General features: G+C 61.9%; 16 protein-coding genes. 9 read left to right on the top strand and 7 right to left on the bottom strand.

What is annotated here, in order from left to right; all coding sequences use genetic code 11:
• Positions 1-5 precede the first annotated feature (5 nt).
• Entirely contained in the window at positions 6-908 is a 903-nt protein-coding gene (locus C1949_RS13475; RefSeq protein WP_104738994.1) for a TIGR01777 family oxidoreductase, read from the bottom strand.
• Between the two features lie 199 nt (positions 909-1,107).
• Here C1949_RS13475 and C1949_RS13470 point away from each other — a divergent pair, with 199 nt between their 5' ends.
• The 9 genes from C1949_RS13470 (at position 1,108) to C1949_RS13430 (ending at position 9,729) form a co-directional block, all read left to right on the top strand.
• On the top strand, positions 1,108-2,094 hold the full coding sequence (locus C1949_RS13470; protein WP_104738993.1) for an NAD(P)/FAD-dependent oxidoreductase: 987 nt from the start codon (positions 1,108-1,110) through the stop codon (positions 2,092-2,094).
• Between the two features lie 120 nt (positions 2,095-2,214).
• Positions 2,215-3,180 (top strand): YbgA family protein, encoded by a 966-nt coding sequence (locus C1949_RS13465; protein ID WP_104738992.1) that lies wholly within the window; start codon positions 2,215-2,217, stop codon positions 3,178-3,180.
• Positions 3,181-3,243: 63 nt separating this feature from the next.
• Positions 3,244-4,665, top strand: coding sequence for a deoxyribodipyrimidine photo-lyase (gene phrB, locus C1949_RS13460; protein ID WP_104739073.1), 1,422 nt, complete (start codon positions 3,244-3,246; stop codon positions 4,663-4,665).
• Positions 4,662-5,093, top strand: coding sequence for a nuclear transport factor 2 family protein (locus tag C1949_RS13455; RefSeq protein ID WP_104738991.1), 432 nt, complete (start codon positions 4,662-4,664; stop codon positions 5,091-5,093). The genes phrB and C1949_RS13455 overlap by 4 nt, the downstream gene beginning before the upstream one ends.
• Positions 5,090-5,863 carry an SDR family NAD(P)-dependent oxidoreductase gene (locus tag C1949_RS13450; RefSeq protein WP_104738990.1) on the top strand — a complete coding sequence of 258 codons (774 nt, stop codon included), beginning with the start codon at positions 5,090-5,092 and terminating at the stop codon, positions 5,861-5,863. Before C1949_RS13455 ends, C1949_RS13450 begins: the two co-directional genes overlap by 4 nt.
• A complete protein-coding gene (locus tag C1949_RS13445; protein ID WP_104738989.1) occupies positions 5,863-7,110 on the top strand; it encodes an NAD(P)/FAD-dependent oxidoreductase in 1,248 nt (415 codons plus the stop codon). Before C1949_RS13450 ends, C1949_RS13445 begins: the two co-directional genes overlap by 1 nt.
• Positions 7,110-7,928: a DUF1365 domain-containing protein gene (locus C1949_RS13440; protein ID WP_104738988.1), complete on the top strand. Its 819-nt coding sequence runs from the start codon at positions 7,110-7,112 to the stop codon at positions 7,926-7,928. The genes C1949_RS13445 and C1949_RS13440 overlap by 1 nt, the downstream gene beginning before the upstream one ends.
• Positions 7,909-9,180 (top strand): SAM-dependent methyltransferase, encoded by a 1,272-nt coding sequence (locus C1949_RS13435; RefSeq protein WP_104738987.1) that lies wholly within the window; start codon positions 7,909-7,911, stop codon positions 9,178-9,180. The genes C1949_RS13440 and C1949_RS13435 overlap by 20 nt, the downstream gene beginning before the upstream one ends.
• 9 nt (positions 9,181-9,189) lie before the next feature.
• A complete protein-coding gene (locus C1949_RS13430; RefSeq protein ID WP_104738986.1) occupies positions 9,190-9,729 on the top strand; it encodes a DUF2878 domain-containing protein in 540 nt (179 codons plus the stop codon).
• A 9-nt stretch (positions 9,730-9,738) separates the two neighbouring features.
• Here the strand turns inward: C1949_RS13430 and C1949_RS13425 are convergent, their stop codons facing one another.
• The 6 genes from C1949_RS13425 to hemA all read right to left on the bottom strand — a co-directional run bounded on the left by C1949_RS13425 (position 9,739) and on the right by hemA (position 15,066).
• Entirely contained in the window at positions 9,739-10,263 is a 525-nt protein-coding gene (locus C1949_RS13425; protein WP_104738985.1) for an acyloxyacyl hydrolase, read from the bottom strand.
• 74 nt (positions 10,264-10,337) lie between these two features.
• Positions 10,338-11,120, bottom strand: coding sequence for a glutamate racemase (gene murI / locus C1949_RS13420; protein WP_104738984.1), 783 nt, complete (start codon positions 11,118-11,120; stop codon positions 10,338-10,340).
• Positions 11,117-11,866, bottom strand: a complete 750-nt coding sequence (gene moeB, locus C1949_RS13415) for a molybdopterin-synthase adenylyltransferase MoeB (RefSeq protein ID WP_104738983.1) — start codon at positions 11,864-11,866, stop codon at positions 11,117-11,119. The genes murI and moeB overlap by 4 nt, the downstream gene beginning before the upstream one ends.
• Complete coding sequence (gene prmC / locus C1949_RS13410) at positions 11,859-12,692, bottom strand: peptide chain release factor N(5)-glutamine methyltransferase (protein WP_104738982.1); 834 nt, start codon at positions 12,690-12,692, stop codon at positions 11,859-11,861. Before prmC ends, moeB begins: the two co-directional genes overlap by 8 nt.
• Positions 12,689-13,774, bottom strand: coding sequence for a peptide chain release factor 1 (gene prfA, locus C1949_RS13405; RefSeq protein WP_104738981.1), 1,086 nt, complete (start codon positions 13,772-13,774; stop codon positions 12,689-12,691). Before prfA ends, prmC begins: the two co-directional genes overlap by 4 nt.
• Positions 13,771-15,066 (bottom strand): glutamyl-tRNA reductase, encoded by a 1,296-nt coding sequence (gene hemA, locus C1949_RS13400; protein WP_104738980.1) that lies wholly within the window; start codon positions 15,064-15,066, stop codon positions 13,771-13,773. The genes prfA and hemA overlap by 4 nt, the downstream gene beginning before the upstream one ends.
• Positions 15,067-15,189: the final 123 nt, after the last annotated feature.

The following is a 15,189-nucleotide window of genomic DNA, read 5'->3' as shown; positions in this document are numbered from 1 at the left end:
CAAGATCACTCCGCCTTCTGCAGAACATCCGCCAAGGCGGTCTCCAGATGACGAAAACGAAAACAGAAACCGGCTTCCTGGGCTCGCACCGGTGCTACCCGCTGTCCGACCAGCAGCAAACGAGACATTTCCCCCAGTGCCAGCTTCAAAACCCCGCTTGGCACAGGCAAAAAGGCGGGCCGCTTCAACGCGTGCGCCAAAGCAGCAGTAAATTCGCGATTGCTGACCGGGTTAGGCGAAGTACCGTTATACACGCCATGGCAGTCTGCTGACTCCACCAACCACTGCAACATCGCCTCGATATCTCGATGATGGATCCAGGACATATACTGGCGCCCGGAACCTAACCGCCCTCCCAGCCCCAACTTGAAAGGCAGCCGCATGCGCTGCAAAAAACCACCGTTCGGCGATAGCACCAGACCGATGCGCAGAATGCACACCCGCATGCCGTAGGATGCCGCCCGCTTGGCCGCTTGCTCCCAGGCATCACACAGCGTGTGGGTATATTCTACCCGTCCAGGGCTTGCCTCAGTCAGCAGTTGCTCGCCACCATCGCCATACCAGCCGATTGCCGACGCACTGACCAACACCTGCGGACGCTGTTTCCTGCGACCAAGCCAGTGGACCAGCTCCTCGGTAAGCGTGACTCGGCTATCCCACAGCAACTCTTTCCGCGCCGCTGTCCAGTGCCTGTCGGCAACCGGTGCGCCGGCAAGGTTGATAACCGCATCAATCGTCTCGTCGTTCAGTTGGTCCAGACTGGAAACACCACGCACTGCGTCACCGCACAACGCTGGCACCTGCGCTGGTCGCCGGCTCCAGACCGTCAGCTCGTGTCCGGCCTCCAGTAACTGGCGACACAGCGGCTGACCAATCACCCCGGTCGCCCCAGTCAGTAATATTCTCATCTCAGACCTCCCGGCCGCATACGAACCAACCTGCGCACCAACGCAGCCAGGCGCATGCCACTGAACACAGCCGACAGTGCGAAAAATACAGATCACTGTCGTCAACGAAGCCCCAATGCTATACAACTAAAAAAACTTGTATAGCCTTTTGCACACCTTTGCCTATCATTCGCCCCAGAAGCCATCATCAGGATCAACCATGTCCCTACCCTCCAGCGTAGCCATAATTGGCGCCGGCATGGCCGGCATCAGCGCCGCCCGCCAGCTGCACGAAGCCGGCGTTACCGTTGAACTGTTCGACAAGAGCCGCGGCACCGGCGGCCGTATGAGCAGCAAGCGGACCGAGTACGGCGAGTTCGACATCGGCACCCAGTACTTCACGGCGCGCCACAATGCATTCTGCTCAGAACTCGAGTCCTGGCGTGAGCAAGGCTGGGTGGCGCGGTGGCAACCCCGGCTGTGCCGGATTGACGAGCACGGGATCCATCCCTCCGAAGACGAGCAGCACCGTTATGTCGGTAGTCCACGCATGACGGCGCTGAGCCGCGGCCTGCTGGGCGGCTTGACGCTGCACGGGTCGGTGCGCATTACGCAGCTCGACCGGCACGATCAGGAATGGATACTGACTGACAGCGACGGCAACCGGTATGGCCCATTCATCCAGGTCGTCGTCGCCACCCCTGCGCCACAGGCAATCCCACTGCTAGCCGCAGCGCCGCAGCTGGCCCGCGCAGCCGAACAGGCCGCCATGGAGCCGGGCTGGGCGGTATCAATCAGTTTCAGCGAGCCGGTTGCCACAACCATAGACGCCGCTTTTGTGCGCAGCGGACCACTGGACTGGATTTGCGCCAACCACAGTAAACCCGGTCGCGCAGAGAACTGTAACTGGGTATTGCAGTCCACCCCGGAATGGGCTGCAGCGCATCTGGATACGCCCGCTGCCGAAGTAGCCAAGTTGCTGCTGCAGGCTCTGGGCAAGGCCTTGCAAACAGCGCTTCCAGCAACCCGGCTGTTGCAGGCCCACCGCTGGCTGTATGCGCGCCCGGCCCAAACCAGCGACTGGGGCGCGCTCGCTGCGCCGGATATAGGCCTGTATGCCTGTGGCGACTGGTGCCTCGGAGGCCGCCTGGAAGGCGCCTGGTTGAGCGGCCAGCAAGCAGCTCAGGCGGTACTGGGCCAGCTCTGAGCTCAGACCAAGCCGTTCGTCGAAGTGAACACTCTGACGGACGGCAAATAAACTTGTACAAAAATACCGAAATCACGCTTATCCTTGTACAACACAAGCCAAGTTGTACAGGAGAAAGCCATGCATACCGCTTCCACCGCGCGCATTCCGGTCGGCATCAGTCAGTGCCTGGTCGGCGACCCTGTGCGATTCAACGCCGGTCACAAACACTCTCGTCTGTGTACCGAGCAGTTAGGTGCCCTTTTTGATCTGCGTCCGGTCTGTCCCGAGGTAGCCATTGGTCTGGGCACACCCCGCAAGGCCATTCGCCTGGCTGGAGACCCGGTAGCTCCGCGAGCCATCGGCACCAAAGACAATCAGCTGGATGTGACTGAGGCCCTGCAGTCCTATGCCGACGAAGTCAATGAGCGCAGCCAGGATCTCTGTGGCTTCATCTTCATGCAAAAGTCGCCGAGCTGCGGCATGGAGCGAGTCAAGGTATACGACCACAATGGCCACCCAGCCCCTGCCACCGGACAGGGGGTATTTGCTGCCCGTTTGATGCAGCACAACCCGCTGTTGCCGGTCGAGGAAGAGGGCCGCCTGCACGACCCCGTACTGCGTGAAAACTTCGTTACCCGAGTAATTGTCTACGCTGACTGGCAACAGTTGGTGAGTGACGGGCTCAGTGCGAGCCGCCTGCTGGCGTTTCATGCCCGCCACAAGTACCTGCTAATGGCCCATCAGGCACCCAGCTACCGCCGCATGGGGCAGTTGCTGGCCAATCCGGGGAGAGGCGACGCCTTGCGAGAGACCGCTGCAGCGTATTTCAGTGAACTGATGACCGCCCTGCGCCGTCCGGCCAGCCGACGCGGCCACAGCAACGTCTTGCAACACGTTGCCGGCCATTTCAAGCGCGTCCTGAACCCACCGGAAAAAGCCGAGCTGCAGCAACTGATCAGCCGCTACCGCAGCGGCGTCGTGCCGCTGGTGGTACCCATCACCCTGCTCCAGCACCACCTGCTCCGCCATCCAGATCCCTATCTGCTGCAACAGGCCTACCTGCAGCCGCATCCGCCAGAGCTGAGCCTGCGTAACGCGATATAGCGCCACCAACAACCGGTGGACCGGGCGACCGATCCACTACAGGAGAGAGATTTGAGTAACAACGTGCAACTGTGCTGGCTCCGTGCCGATCTGCGCACCGCCGATAACCACGCCCTCTGGCATGCGCGCCAGCGCGGCCCGGTGGTCGCCGTGTTTATCGTCACGCCGAATGACTGGCACGCGCACGACGACGCTGCGATCAAGGTCGATTTCTGGAGACGTAATCTGATCGAGCTGGCCGCCACCCTGAACCACCGCAATATTCCACTGCAGTTGCTGCACGCCGGCCACTGGAACGAGTGCCCTTCCCGCCTGCTAGAACTGGCTCGAGACCTGGGCGCCAGCGGCCTACACTTCAACGACGAGTACGGGTTGCATGAGCAACAGCGTGACGATGCGGTCAGCCGGGCCTTCTCCGAGGCAGGCATCTCCTGTCAGCGCTACACCGACCAGCTGTTGTTTGCGCCCGGCAGCCTGACGACCCAGAGCGGCACCATGTACAAGGTGTACAGCCAGTTTCGCCGTCAAGCCTACCATCGCCTGCACCAGCACCTGCCTGCGGAGCTGCCACCACCGAACAGCCAAGAGCCGCTGGCACGCGCCAGCAGCTCCATTCCAGACCATTTCGACGGCTTCGCTCCCCCCACACCGGAACTGCAACAACTATGGCCCGCCGGAGAAGCCGCCGCGTCCGAGCGCCTGCAACGCTTCAGCAACCAGTTGCTGGCAGACTATGCCGACGACCGGGATAAGCCTGATCTTGATGCGACCAGCCGGCTGTCAGCCTATCTGGCTGCCGGCGTATTGTCCCCCCGCCAGTGCCTGCACGCGGCGCTGCGGATGAACCAAGGCGAGTTCGATGGCGGCAATCCCGGCGCGGTCAGCTGGATCAATGAACTGCTCTGGCGTGAGTTTTACAAGCACATTCTGGTCTGCTATCCGCGGGTTTCCCGCCATCGCGCCTTCCGCCCCGAGACCGAAGCTGTTCAGTGGCGCAACGATCCTGAAGGGCTTGCCGCATGGCAGCAGGGACAAACCGGCATTCCACTGGTAGACGCCGCCATGCGTCAACTGCTCAACACCGGCTGGATGCACAACCGACTGCGTATGGTCAGCGCGATGTTCCTGACCAAAAACCTGCTGATCGACTGGCGCGAGGGCGAACGCTGGTTCATGCAGCACTTGATCGATGGTGATCTGGCGGCCAACAACGGCGGCTGGCAGTGGAGCGCCTCGACCGGCACCGATGCAGCCCCCTACTTCCGCGTGTTCAACCCGGTCAGCCAATCCGAGAAATTCGATCCGGACGGCAGTTTCATCCGGCGCTGGGTCCCGGAGCTGGCGCACCTGCCGGCCCGGCAGATTCATCTCCCCCCCACAGGCGACCTGTTCTCCGGTGGTAACTACCCCGCCCCCATCGTGGATCTGCGCAGCAGCCGCCAACGCGCTATTGACGCCTTCCGCAGCGCAGGAGAACCAGCATGATTGAACGTAGCAGCATCGAAGAGTTTGCTCGGCAGTTTGCCGCCATTGATCGCAACAATCTGCACTTGCTGGACCAGATCTACCATCCGGAAGTCCACTTCAGCGACCCGATGCACGATGTATTTGGCCTGGCCGCGCTCCACAGTTACTGCGCCAACCTCTACGAGAACGTGCTCGCGCTGCGCTTCGAGTTTACCCAGCTCAGTCCGATTGATCATGAACAGGCACTACTCTGCTGGACCATGACCTATCGGCACCCCAGGCTGGCCGGCGGCCAGGACATCCAGGTTCCAGGCGTCAGTCAGGTTTGGTTCCGCGAGGGCAAGGCGTACCGCCATATTGATCACTACGACGCCGGTGCGCTGTTATACGAACACGTCCCGGTGCTCGGCAACCTGATCCGCTGGCTCAAGAGGCGACTGAAATGAACCTGCAACGCAGAATCTGGCTGACCGGCGCATCCAGCGGTATTGGCTTGGCGCTGGCTGAACTGCTGGCGGCCGAAGGTCATCGCCTGGCCTTGACCGCAAGACGCCGAGACCCGCTGCTGGCACTGGCGAGCCGTTACCCCGGTCAGGTACTGGTGATCACCGCGGACCTCACCGACCGCCATGCGGTACAGGAGGCGGGGGAGCGCATTGAGGCCATCTGGGGCGGACTGGACTGGGCCATCCTCAACGCCGGTGCCTGCGAATACATGGAGCTGCCAGCCTTCTCCGCCAGTCTGGTCGAGCGCGTGATGCAGGTGAACGTGCTGGCAACAGCTAACTGCATCGAAGCAGCCCTGCCGCTGCTGCGCCATGGCGAGCAACCGCGGCTGGTAGCCGTTGGCAGCAGCGTCACCTACCTGCCCCTGCCCCGTGCCGAGGCCTACGGCGCATCCAAGGCAGCGCTTCGCTACCTGATGCAGTCGCTGGAGCTGGACTTGGCTGATGAGGGCATCGCCACCACGCTGGTCAGTCCCGGCTTTGTCGAGACCCCAATGACGGCGAGCAATGACTTCCCCATGCCCATGCAGCTCACCAGCAAAAAGGCCGCACAACGCATTCTGATTGGCCTGGAGCGGGGACAGCGAGAAATACGTTTTCCCGGCCGCTTCATCTTTGTGCTGCGGCTACTGGCGGCACTGCCTGACTGGCTTCGTGTCGCACTCACCCGGCGGCGACGAGAAGCCGCCCGGCAACAGGAGACCCACTGATGCGTATCGCGATTGTCGGTAGCGGCATTTCCGGTCTGGTCGCCGCTTATCTGCTGTCCCGGCGTCACGAGGTGACACTATTCGAAGCAGACGACCGCATCGGCGGCCACACGCACACCGTCGATGTTGAGGTAGACCAGCAGCACCATGCCATTGATACCGGCTTCATCGTCTTCAACGACTGGACCTACCCCAACTTCATTCGGCTGCTGGGGAGGCTTGGCGTGCCGTCGCAACCAACCGAGATGAGCTTTTCCGTCTGTGATCCGCGCAGCGGTCTGGAGTACAACGGCAACAACCTCAATACTCTGTTTGCTCAACGCAGCAACCTGCTGTCTCCTGGGTTTCTGCGCATGCTGGCCGACATCCTGCGCTTCAACCGTGAGACGATCGCGGAGCTGGAGGCCGGCGAGCTGGGAGGACAGCTGACCCTGGGCGACTATCTACGCCAGCGGCGTTACAGTCGGCGCTTCATTGACCACTACATCGTGCCCATGGGATCGGCAATCTGGTCGATGTCGCTGCGCGATATGCTCGACTTCCCATTGGCGTTTTTCATCCGTTTCTTCAGCAATCACGGTTTGCTGTCCGTCAACGAGCGACCACAGTGGCGTGTCATCACGGGCGGCTCGCGCAGCTACGTGCCAGCCCTGACCGCGCCCTACGCCGACCGCATCCGACTCAACTGCCCAGTGCAACGCATTCGCCGCGACGACATCGGTGTAACCGTACTCAGCCGCCAGGGAGAGGAACGCTTCGACCGGGTCGTGATGGCCTGTCATAGCGACCAGGCACTGCGACTACTGGAACAACCGAGTGATGAAGAACAGGCAATCCTTGGCGCCATCCGCTACGCCGACAACGACGTGGTGCTGCACACCGACACCCGCCTGCTGCCAGGGCGCCGGCTGGCCTGGGCGAGCTGGAACTACCGTCTCGGAGGCGATCCGGAGCAACCGGCGGCCCTGACCTACAATATGAATATCCTGCAGCGCATCAATGCATCGCGCACGTTCTGTGTCAGCCTGAATCAAACTGACCAGATCGACCCGGCGCAGATTCTCGGCCGCTTCAGTTACGCTCACCCCCAGTTCAGTCTGGCTGCCAGCAACGCCCAGCAACAATGGAAAAACCTGCTGGGCAAGCGGCACACTTTCTTCTGCGGAGCCTGGTGGGCCAATGGCTTTCATGAGGACGGCGTGGTCAGCGCATTGCGGGTCGCCTCGCACTTTGGGGAAGCTCTCTAATGACGCTCAACAGCGCGCTATACAGCGGCTTGCTGCAGCATCGCAGGCACCAGCCGCGCGTTCATCAGTTCCGCTACCGCAGCAGCCTGCTACTGCTCGACCTGGACGAGCAGCAACAGGTGTTCGGACTCAGCCAACTCTGGTCCGGCCGCTGGTGGTCTCCCATGCGCTTTCGCGAAACCGATTACCTGCGCGCAGAACGCCAGCACGAGGAGTCATTAAAGGCCTGTGCCCAGCGCCTGGTCAGGGAACAGTTGCAACTTGAGGTCGACGGTGCGGTGCAACTGCTCACCCAAATCCGCAGCTTCGGCATGCTGTTCAATCCAGCGTCCTTTTTCTATTGCTACGATCGCCACGGAGCACTCCGCAGCATCATCTGCGAAGTGACCAACACCCCCTGGGGCGAACACTTCTGCTACGTGCTGGAAGCCAACCCGAACGAACAACAGCAGAACTTCACCCTGCATAAACGCTTCCATGTTTCCCCGTTCCTGCCGCTGCAGGCCGACTATCACATGCGTTTCAGCCGTCCCGGCGAACGCGTACAGGTCCATATCGCGCATCAGCAAGGCGACCAGCGCCTGTTCGATGCCAGTCTCAGCCTGCAGCGCAAGCAGCTGAGCGCCCGCTTGCTGCGCCGCGAAGCACTCTCTTTTCCATTTATGGTGCTGCGCACTCTGACCGGCATCTACTGGCAGGCGCTGCGCCTACTGATCAAACGCATCCCGCTGTTCGACCATTCGCCCGCACGGCAATCGGTGGCAGCGCATCCACTGCGCCCCGTCAAGGAGTCCCGAGATGAAACCGAGCAGACCTGAACTGACCTGCAACAGTGACTACCGCGAGCGCGGCGGCTGGCTCCAACGACTATGCCGTAAGGCCGTGTTGCGCCAATTGAATGCGATTCAGCGCGGCACCCTGCACCTGCAAACCGACGATGAGGACCTGGTCTTTGGTCAACCCGACAGCGACGGCCTGCACGCCGAGATTCGTCTGCACGACCCGGCTGCCTGGGTGCAGATCGCCTGCAACGGCAGCGTTGGCTCAGGCGAGGCCTACTTCAACGGCTACTGGAGTAGCCCCGACCCGACGGCGGTGACACGCCTGTTTGTACGCAACCTGGACGTGCTTGATGCAATGGAAACCGGCCTTGCCCGGCTCGGCCAGCCCGCACTGAAATGGCTGCATCGGCTCAACCGTAACAGCCTCAAGGGATCCCGGCGCAACATCAGCGCCCACTATGACCTCGGCAACGAACTGTTCTCGCGCTTGCTGGACGAGACCATGATGTATTCGGCAGCGATTTTCCCGCCCGGCAGCGACGACTTGCATCAGGCCCAGCTAAACAAGCTGGAACGCATCTGTCGCAAGCTGGAACTTGGGCCGGACGACCATCTACTGGAGATCGGCACCGGCTGGGGCAGCATGGCGATCTACGCAGCAGAGAACTTTGGCTGCCGTGTCACCACCACCACACTATCGCAAGAACAGTACCGCCACGCCGAAGAACGCATCCACGCCGCCGGACTGCAAGACCGCATCACCCTGCTGCTCAAGGACTACCGCGAGCTGGAAGGCCAGTTCGACAAGCTGGTCTCGATCGAAATGATCGAAGCGGTCGGTCACGAGTACTTCGCCGCCTACTTCAAAGCCTGCGCCACCCTGCTCAAATCCGACGGGCTGATGCTCCTGCAGGCAATAACCATACGAGACCAGCGTTATGAGCAGGCTCGCCGCAGCGTCGACTTTATTCAGCGCTATATTTTCCCGGGCGGCTCACTGCCATCGGTCAGCCTGATTGGCGAATTGACCCGTCGGCATACCGACCTGGCCATGCTGCACATGGAAGACATCGGCCTGCACTACGCTCGTACTCTGCGCCACTGGCACCACAACCTGCAGCGCTATCGTGGCGAGCTCGCGCAACTCGGGTATGATGACGCGTTTTTCCGGCTCTGGGAGTTCTACCTCTGCTACTGCGAAGGGGGCTTCCACGAACGCGGCATCGGCACGGCGCAGATTCTGCTTGGCAAGCCCGACGCTCGCCCCGGAGAACACTTCTGCGCTTAGGAGACTGATATGCCTGACCGGCGACTGATCGCCAACGCCCTGCTGTTCCAGCTCAGCTGGGTGGCTTGCGTGCTGGGCGGCAACAGCTACTGGCTGGTGATTCCGGTGATAGCCCTGCTGCTGCATTTTTTCTGGATCAGCAGTTGGGCTGCCGAGGGCAAGCTGGTGGTGTCGGTAATGCTGGCCGGCGCCGCGCTCGACTCATTTCTGCTGCAAATGGGCGTATTCACCTTCGTCGGCCAGGACAGTTTGGCTCCGCTCTGGCTGGTACTGCTGTGGGCCTTGCTCGGCACCACCCTCAATCATTGCCTGGCGTGGAGCGCCAAGCCAATATGGCGGGCATTGTTGCTCGGCGCCATCGGCGGCCCATTGAGTTATCTGGCTGGCGCAGAACTGGCGGGTGTGGGTCTGCCACTAGGTGAAAGCAATAGCGCGCTGCTGCTCGCGGCGATTTGGGCAGTGATGTTTCCGCTGCTGCACGGCTTTGCCCACCTGTACCGCGAGCAGTACCGGACCCAGCTGCTGGCCAGACGTCGCCAGGACGCCTGACCGCAGCCCTCAAAGCGGGTAACGGAAGTAAACTGCCGACTTGTTGATGCCCGAGTTAGGCTGTTTGATACCGGCGTTGGAGTAGTGGTACCAGCGCACACCAAGCTCGGCACCAGAGGTAAAGCGCAGGCCCGCACCAATGCGGTCCTCAAACTGGAATTTGGATCCCAGATCACGCCGATCAGCCAGATCTGTCTCGGTGAACACTGCTGCCCCGATGCCGCCTTCCAGGAACGGAGTCACTCCGCCATTACCGGGAAAGTTAAGGGTGAACACAGGTGCCAGGCTGAAGGTGTCAGCGTCCAGCGCGCTCCAGTGGGTATAACCGGCATCCCAGAAGCCGGTCAGCACGGCGCCACCGCCATCGCTCTGCCACAGGGTACGGCCAAAATCGAACTGCACCCCAAGGCGCCACACATTGGTCGACTCGCTGCTGTCGCCGCCTTCCACGGTGACTCCATCCAGTGCATACACCGCCGGGCTAAGGGTCATGGCCGCAAACACGGTGCTGATGATCAAACCTGAACGTCTCATGGCGTCTTCTTCCTTATATGTTCAACAATCACCGTCAAATAGACAGTTATATAGCCGATAGTTCGTAAATTGCATCAAACCGGCAGCGTGTCCACATCACCCCGAGCGCCCCAAAGCACCGGCAGCACCGCCGCCATATGCTGCGGGTCGGCACTGGACCAGAAACGCTCCCGCCCCTCACCCGCAGCCACGACCGAACTCTCCAGCAGCCGTGCCTGGAGCTGACGGGCCACGGCCTCACCGGTATCCACCAGTTGGATGTCTTCCGGCAGCAGCTCACGCAGCAGGGGCTTGAGGAAAGGATAGTGCGTGCAGCCCAGAATCACAGTGTCGCAGCCGGCCTGCATCAGCGGAGCCAGGTAGGTTTGCAGCAGAACCCGCACCTCCGGCCCCTGCAGATCGCCACGCTCGACACACTCCACCAGCCCGGGACAGGGCTGGGTCAACACCTGCACGTCGCGCGCAAACCGATCAAGCAAGGCGGCAAATTTGGCGCTCTGCAGCGTCCCCGTCGTTGCCAGCACACCGACCTTGCCGTTACGGGTTACCGCCGCCGCCGGCTTGACCGCGGGCTCCATACCGATGATCGGCATATCGAAAGTGCTGCGCAGTTCATTCACGGCCGCCGCAGTGGCCGTATTACAAGCCAGCACCAGCGCCCTGGCACCCTGCACAATAAGAAACTCGGCGATTCGCATGCTGCGCTCGCGAATGGCTTCCGGTGGTTTCTCGCCATAGGGGACGTGACCGCTGTCTGCCACATAGAGCAAGTCTTCCCCGGGCAGCAGTCGGCGAATCTCACGCAGCACCGAAAGCCCACCCACCCCGGAGTCGAACACCCCGATAGGCGCACTCATGCGGCAAGTCCGCAGCAGCTGCAACCCGGGTCACGGCGCACCCGTAGTTCACGGAAACGGCTGTCGAGCGCATCAATCAGCAGCAGGCGGCCAACCAGCGGCTCGCCAAACCCCGCCAGCAACTTGAGCGCTTCCAGCGCCTGCAGACTGCCGACCAGCCCAACCAGCGGGCCGACTACACCCGCTTCACTGCAACTCAGCGCCTGCTCGTCGCCATCACCATACAGGCACTGATAGCAGGGACTGTCGTCACGGCGCGAATCAAACACACTGAGCTGGCCTTCGAGCCGAATCGCAGCGCCGGATACTAGCGGCTTGGCCAATTGCACGCACGCGGCATTCACCGCGTGGCGGGTGGCGAAGTTGTCGGAACAATCCAGCACCAGATCGACCTCGCCCACTGCGGCCAGCAAAGCATCGCCCACCAGTGCGACCGGCAGTGTGCGGCAAGTGATCTGCGGGTTGATCGCGGTGACCCGTTCAGCTGCAGAGGCGACCTTATCGCGGCCGATGTCGGCTGCGTGATGAATGATCTGGCGCTGCAGGTTGGTCAGGTCGACCTGGTCAGAGTCGGCCAACACCAGCTCGCCGACACCCGCAGCAGCGAGATACAGCGCGACCGGCGAGCCCAGCCCACCGACCCCAACAACCAGCACCCGGCTGTCCAGCAACCGCTGCTGACCTTCAATATCAATCTGCGGCAGCAGAATCTGTCGGCTGTAGCGCAGCAGTTGCTGGTCATCCACGCCATTGTCCTCCGGTTACCCGCTGCTGGCCGCCAAGATCGCGCCAGCTCTGTACCTGCTCAAAACCCTGTTCGCGCAGCAGCAAGGCAACCGCATCGGCCTGCTGCCAGCCGTGTTCGAACAGTAGCCAACCCTCTGGATGCAGATGGCTCGGCGCCTGTTGCACCAACATACGGATGTCATCCAGCCCATCGACGCCGCTGACCAGCGCACTGCCCGGCTCAAAGCGCACATCGCCCTGCTGCAGATGAGGGTCGCTCTCGGCAATATAGGGCGGGTTGGAGACAATCAGATTAAAACGCTGCGCCGCCAGTTCGGAAAACCAGTCGCTACGCTGAAAAGTGACGTTGCTGACCTGCAGACGCTCGGCGTTGTGCTGGGCCAACGCGACCGCCTCGGTGACCCGGTCCACACCGGTCAGTTGCCACTGCGGGCGCTCAACCGCCAGCGCCAGTGCAATCGCCCCGGTGCCTGTGCCCAGGTCCAGCACCTCGGCGGGTCCGGCAGGCCCCAGCTCCAGCGCCACCTCGACGAGCCGTTCCGTATCCGGCCGCGGAATCAGCGTCGCTTCGCTGACCTCCAGCTGCAGACTCCAGAAGCCCTGTTCGCCGAGCAAATAGGCTACCGGCACGCCGCTGCGACGCTGGCTCAGCAACGCTTGGAAGTGACGCACTTGCTCGGCATCAGGCTGACGCTCGGGCCAGGTGCGCAGATAGGTGCGGGGTTTGCCGATGGCGTGACAGAGCAGCAGCTCCGCATCCAGCCGGGCAGTGTCCGAGTCCGGCAGTTCGGCGCTGGCCAACAACTCGGCCAGGGTCGGCGTCATGCCGACTCCAGTGCCGCCAACTGATCGGCCTGATACTCGCGCAGCAGGGGCTCGATGACGTTGTCGAGATTGCCAGCGATCACCTCGTCCAGGCTGTATAGCGTCAGGTTGATGCGGTGATCGGTCACCCGGCCCTGCGGGAAGTTGTAGGTGCGGATCCGCTCTGAGCGGTCACCGGAGCCCACCAGCGAACGGCGAGTGTCAGACAGCTCCTTCTCCTGCGCCTCGCGCTGCTGGTTGACCAGCTTGGCCTGCAGCAGGCTCATCGCGCGGGCGCGGTTCTTGTGCTGTGAACGCTCATCCTGACACTCGACCACGATGCCGGTTGGCAGATGGGTCAGGCGAATGGCCGAGTCGGTCTTGTTGACGTGCTGACCACCGGCACCGGAGGCGCGGTAAGTATCGACCCGCAGATCAGCCGGATTAATTTCGATCTCGGCCTGCTCGTCCATTTCCGGCAGGACCGCGACGGTACACGCAGAGGTGTGGATCCGGCCCTGGGATTCCGTTTCCGGTACCCGCTGCACGCGGTGCGCGCCGGACTCGAATTTGAGTTTGGCGTAGACCGACTGACCTTCGACCCGGGCGATCACCTCTTTATACCCGCCGTGCTCGCCAGCGTTTTCCGACAGCACCTCGACGCGCCAGCCCTGACGTTCGGCGTAGCGACTGTACATGCGGAACAGGTCACCGGAGAAAATCGCCGCCTCATCGCCGCCGGTACCGGCACGGATTTCGAGGAATACGTTGCGATCATCGTTGGGGTCCTTCGGCAGCAGCAGGCGATTGAGTTCCTCTTCCAGCTCGACCAGCTGCGCAGAGCCGCTCTCCAGGTCTTCTTCGGCCATGGCCCGCAGGTCAGGATCGCTGTCCTTCAGCAGGCTACGTGCCTCGTCGATGTCCCCCTGGACCCGGCGCCACTGCTCATAGCACTTGACCGTGCCTTCCAGCTCGGCGTACTCCTTCGAGTAGCTACGGAAGCGATTCTGATCGCTGATGACCTCGGCGTCGCTGAGCAACGCCGACAGCTCCTCGAAACGTTCGCCAAGGGAGTCCAGCCGGTTCAACAGGGATGCTTTCATGAGTCGCCTTGTACCGTGGTATTGCTGTTGCCCGGCGCGTTGTCGCCCAGGGCAAAGAGTTCCTGCGCCAGCGCCAGCGCTTCTACCCGCCCCTGCGCCGTCATCTGTTTGAGCTGCACACTGGGTTCATGCAGCAACTTGTTGGTCAGCATGCGCGCCATCTCAGTCATCACCTGCTCGGGATTAGCACCGCGCTGCAGCTTGGCCAGCGCCTTCTGCAGTTCCTGATCGCGTGCCTGCTCGGCCTTCTGCCTATAGCTGCGGACAACATCCACCGCTGCAAGTGCACGCAAACGCTGCATGAACTCGCCGGTCCCCAGCTCGATCAGCCGTTCCGCTGCCTCGGCAGCCCCCTGGCGCGAGCGCAGGTTTTCCTCGATCACCTCATGCAGATCATCGACGGTATAGAGGTAGACATCAGCCAGACTGCCAACTTCCGGCTCGATGTCACGCGGTACGGCGATGTCGACCATGAACATCGGCTTGTGCCGGCGCTGCTTCAGTGCCCGTTCCACCGCGCCCTTGCCGAGAATCGGCAGCGGGCTGGCGGTAGAACTGATCACCACATCGCACTCGGCAAGAATATCGGGAATCTGGGTCAACACGATGGCCTGCCCTCCCAGCGGCTCGCTGAGCAGTTCGGCCCGCTGCAGGGTACGGTTGGCAACGATGATCCGGCCAACGCCTTGCTCAAACAGGTGGCGGGCGACCAGCCCGATGGTCTCGCCAGCGCCAATCAATAACGCGGTACTACGGCGCAGGTCAGCAAAGATCTGACGGGCCAGACTGACTGCGGCAAAGGCGACTGATACCGGATTTTCGCCGATGGCGGTATCGGTGCGCACCTGCTTGGCCATATTGAACGTGCTCTGAAACAGCCTATCCAGATATGGCCCCAAGGTGCCGGCCGTGCGCGCGGTCTGCCAAGCATCCTTCATCTGCCCCAGAATTTGCGGCTCGCCCAGCACCATCGAGTCCAGCCCGGCGGCGACGCGCATCATGTGATTCACCGCGCCAGCGTCCTGATGCAAATAACTGGAACGGCGAACCTCGTCTGCGGTCATACCGTGGAAGCGGGCAACCCATTCGACCAGCCGCTCGGCGTCAAGCTGATCCTGAGCGCAATAGAGCTCGGTGCGATTGCAGGTCGACAGAATGGCAACCTCGTCAGCACCGGCCTCGGCACGCAGACGTTGCAGTGCATCGGGCAGTTGCTCGGTTGAGAAAGACACGCGCTCGCGTACCTCAACCCCTGCGGTCCGATGATTGATGCCCAGTGCGATAAAACCCATGATGCCTCGTATTGCGAGAACGGAGCTGCTGCCAAAAACGTGCAATTGTCCTATGTTAGTTCAAGCCAATCAATCGCCGCATGGCCAACGGTCGTTCGGAGCACAGCGTCAGGATGCCGCGGT

The sequence above is a fragment of the Halopseudomonas oceani genome (assembly GCF_002903165.1).
In the GTDB taxonomy this organism is placed as follows: domain Bacteria; phylum Pseudomonadota; class Gammaproteobacteria; order Pseudomonadales; family Pseudomonadaceae; genus Halopseudomonas; species Halopseudomonas oceani.
Note: the sequence above shows the minus strand (reverse complement) of the source record. Positions and strands in the feature narration are given on the sequence as shown.

What these genes read in the sequence shown, in the direction of transcription:
- C1949_RS13475 (WP_104738994.1), bottom strand. Translation starts at nt 908, where the DNA reads ATGAGAATATTACTGACTGGGGCGACCGGGGTGATTGGTCAGCCGCTG.
- C1949_RS13450 (WP_104738990.1), top strand. Translation starts at nt 5,090, where the DNA reads ATGAACCTGCAACGCAGAATCTGGCTGACCGGCGCATCCAGCGGTATT.
- C1949_RS13445 (WP_104738989.1), top strand. Translation starts at nt 5,863, where the DNA reads ATGCGTATCGCGATTGTCGGTAGCGGCATTTCCGGTCTGGTCGCCGCT.
- prmC (WP_104738982.1), bottom strand. Translation starts at nt 12,692, where the DNA reads ATGACGCCGACCCTGGCCGAGTTGTTGGCCAGCGCCGAACTGCCGGAC.
- C1949_RS13425 (WP_104738985.1), bottom strand. Translation starts at nt 10,263, where the DNA reads ATGAGACGTTCAGGTTTGATCATCAGCACCGTGTTTGCGGCCATGACC.
- prfA (WP_104738981.1), bottom strand. Translation starts at nt 13,774, where the DNA reads ATGAAAGCATCCCTGTTGAACCGGCTGGACTCCCTTGGCGAACGTTTC.
- murI (WP_104738984.1), bottom strand. Translation starts at nt 11,120, where the DNA reads ATGAGTGCGCCTATCGGGGTGTTCGACTCCGGGGTGGGTGGGCTTTCG.
- C1949_RS13465 (WP_104738992.1), top strand. Translation starts at nt 2,215, where the DNA reads ATGCATACCGCTTCCACCGCGCGCATTCCGGTCGGCATCAGTCAGTGC.
- hemA (WP_104738980.1), bottom strand. Translation starts at nt 15,066, where the DNA reads ATGGGTTTTATCGCACTGGGCATCAATCATCGGACCGCAGGGGTTGAG.
- C1949_RS13435 (WP_104738987.1), top strand. Translation starts at nt 7,909, where the DNA reads ATGAAACCGAGCAGACCTGAACTGACCTGCAACAGTGACTACCGCGAG.
- C1949_RS13440 (WP_104738988.1), top strand. Translation starts at nt 7,110, where the DNA reads ATGACGCTCAACAGCGCGCTATACAGCGGCTTGCTGCAGCATCGCAGG.
- C1949_RS13470 (WP_104738993.1), top strand. Translation starts at nt 1,108, where the DNA reads ATGTCCCTACCCTCCAGCGTAGCCATAATTGGCGCCGGCATGGCCGGC.
- C1949_RS13430 (WP_104738986.1), top strand. Translation starts at nt 9,190, where the DNA reads ATGCCTGACCGGCGACTGATCGCCAACGCCCTGCTGTTCCAGCTCAGC.
- C1949_RS13455 (WP_104738991.1), top strand. Translation starts at nt 4,662, where the DNA reads ATGATTGAACGTAGCAGCATCGAAGAGTTTGCTCGGCAGTTTGCCGCC.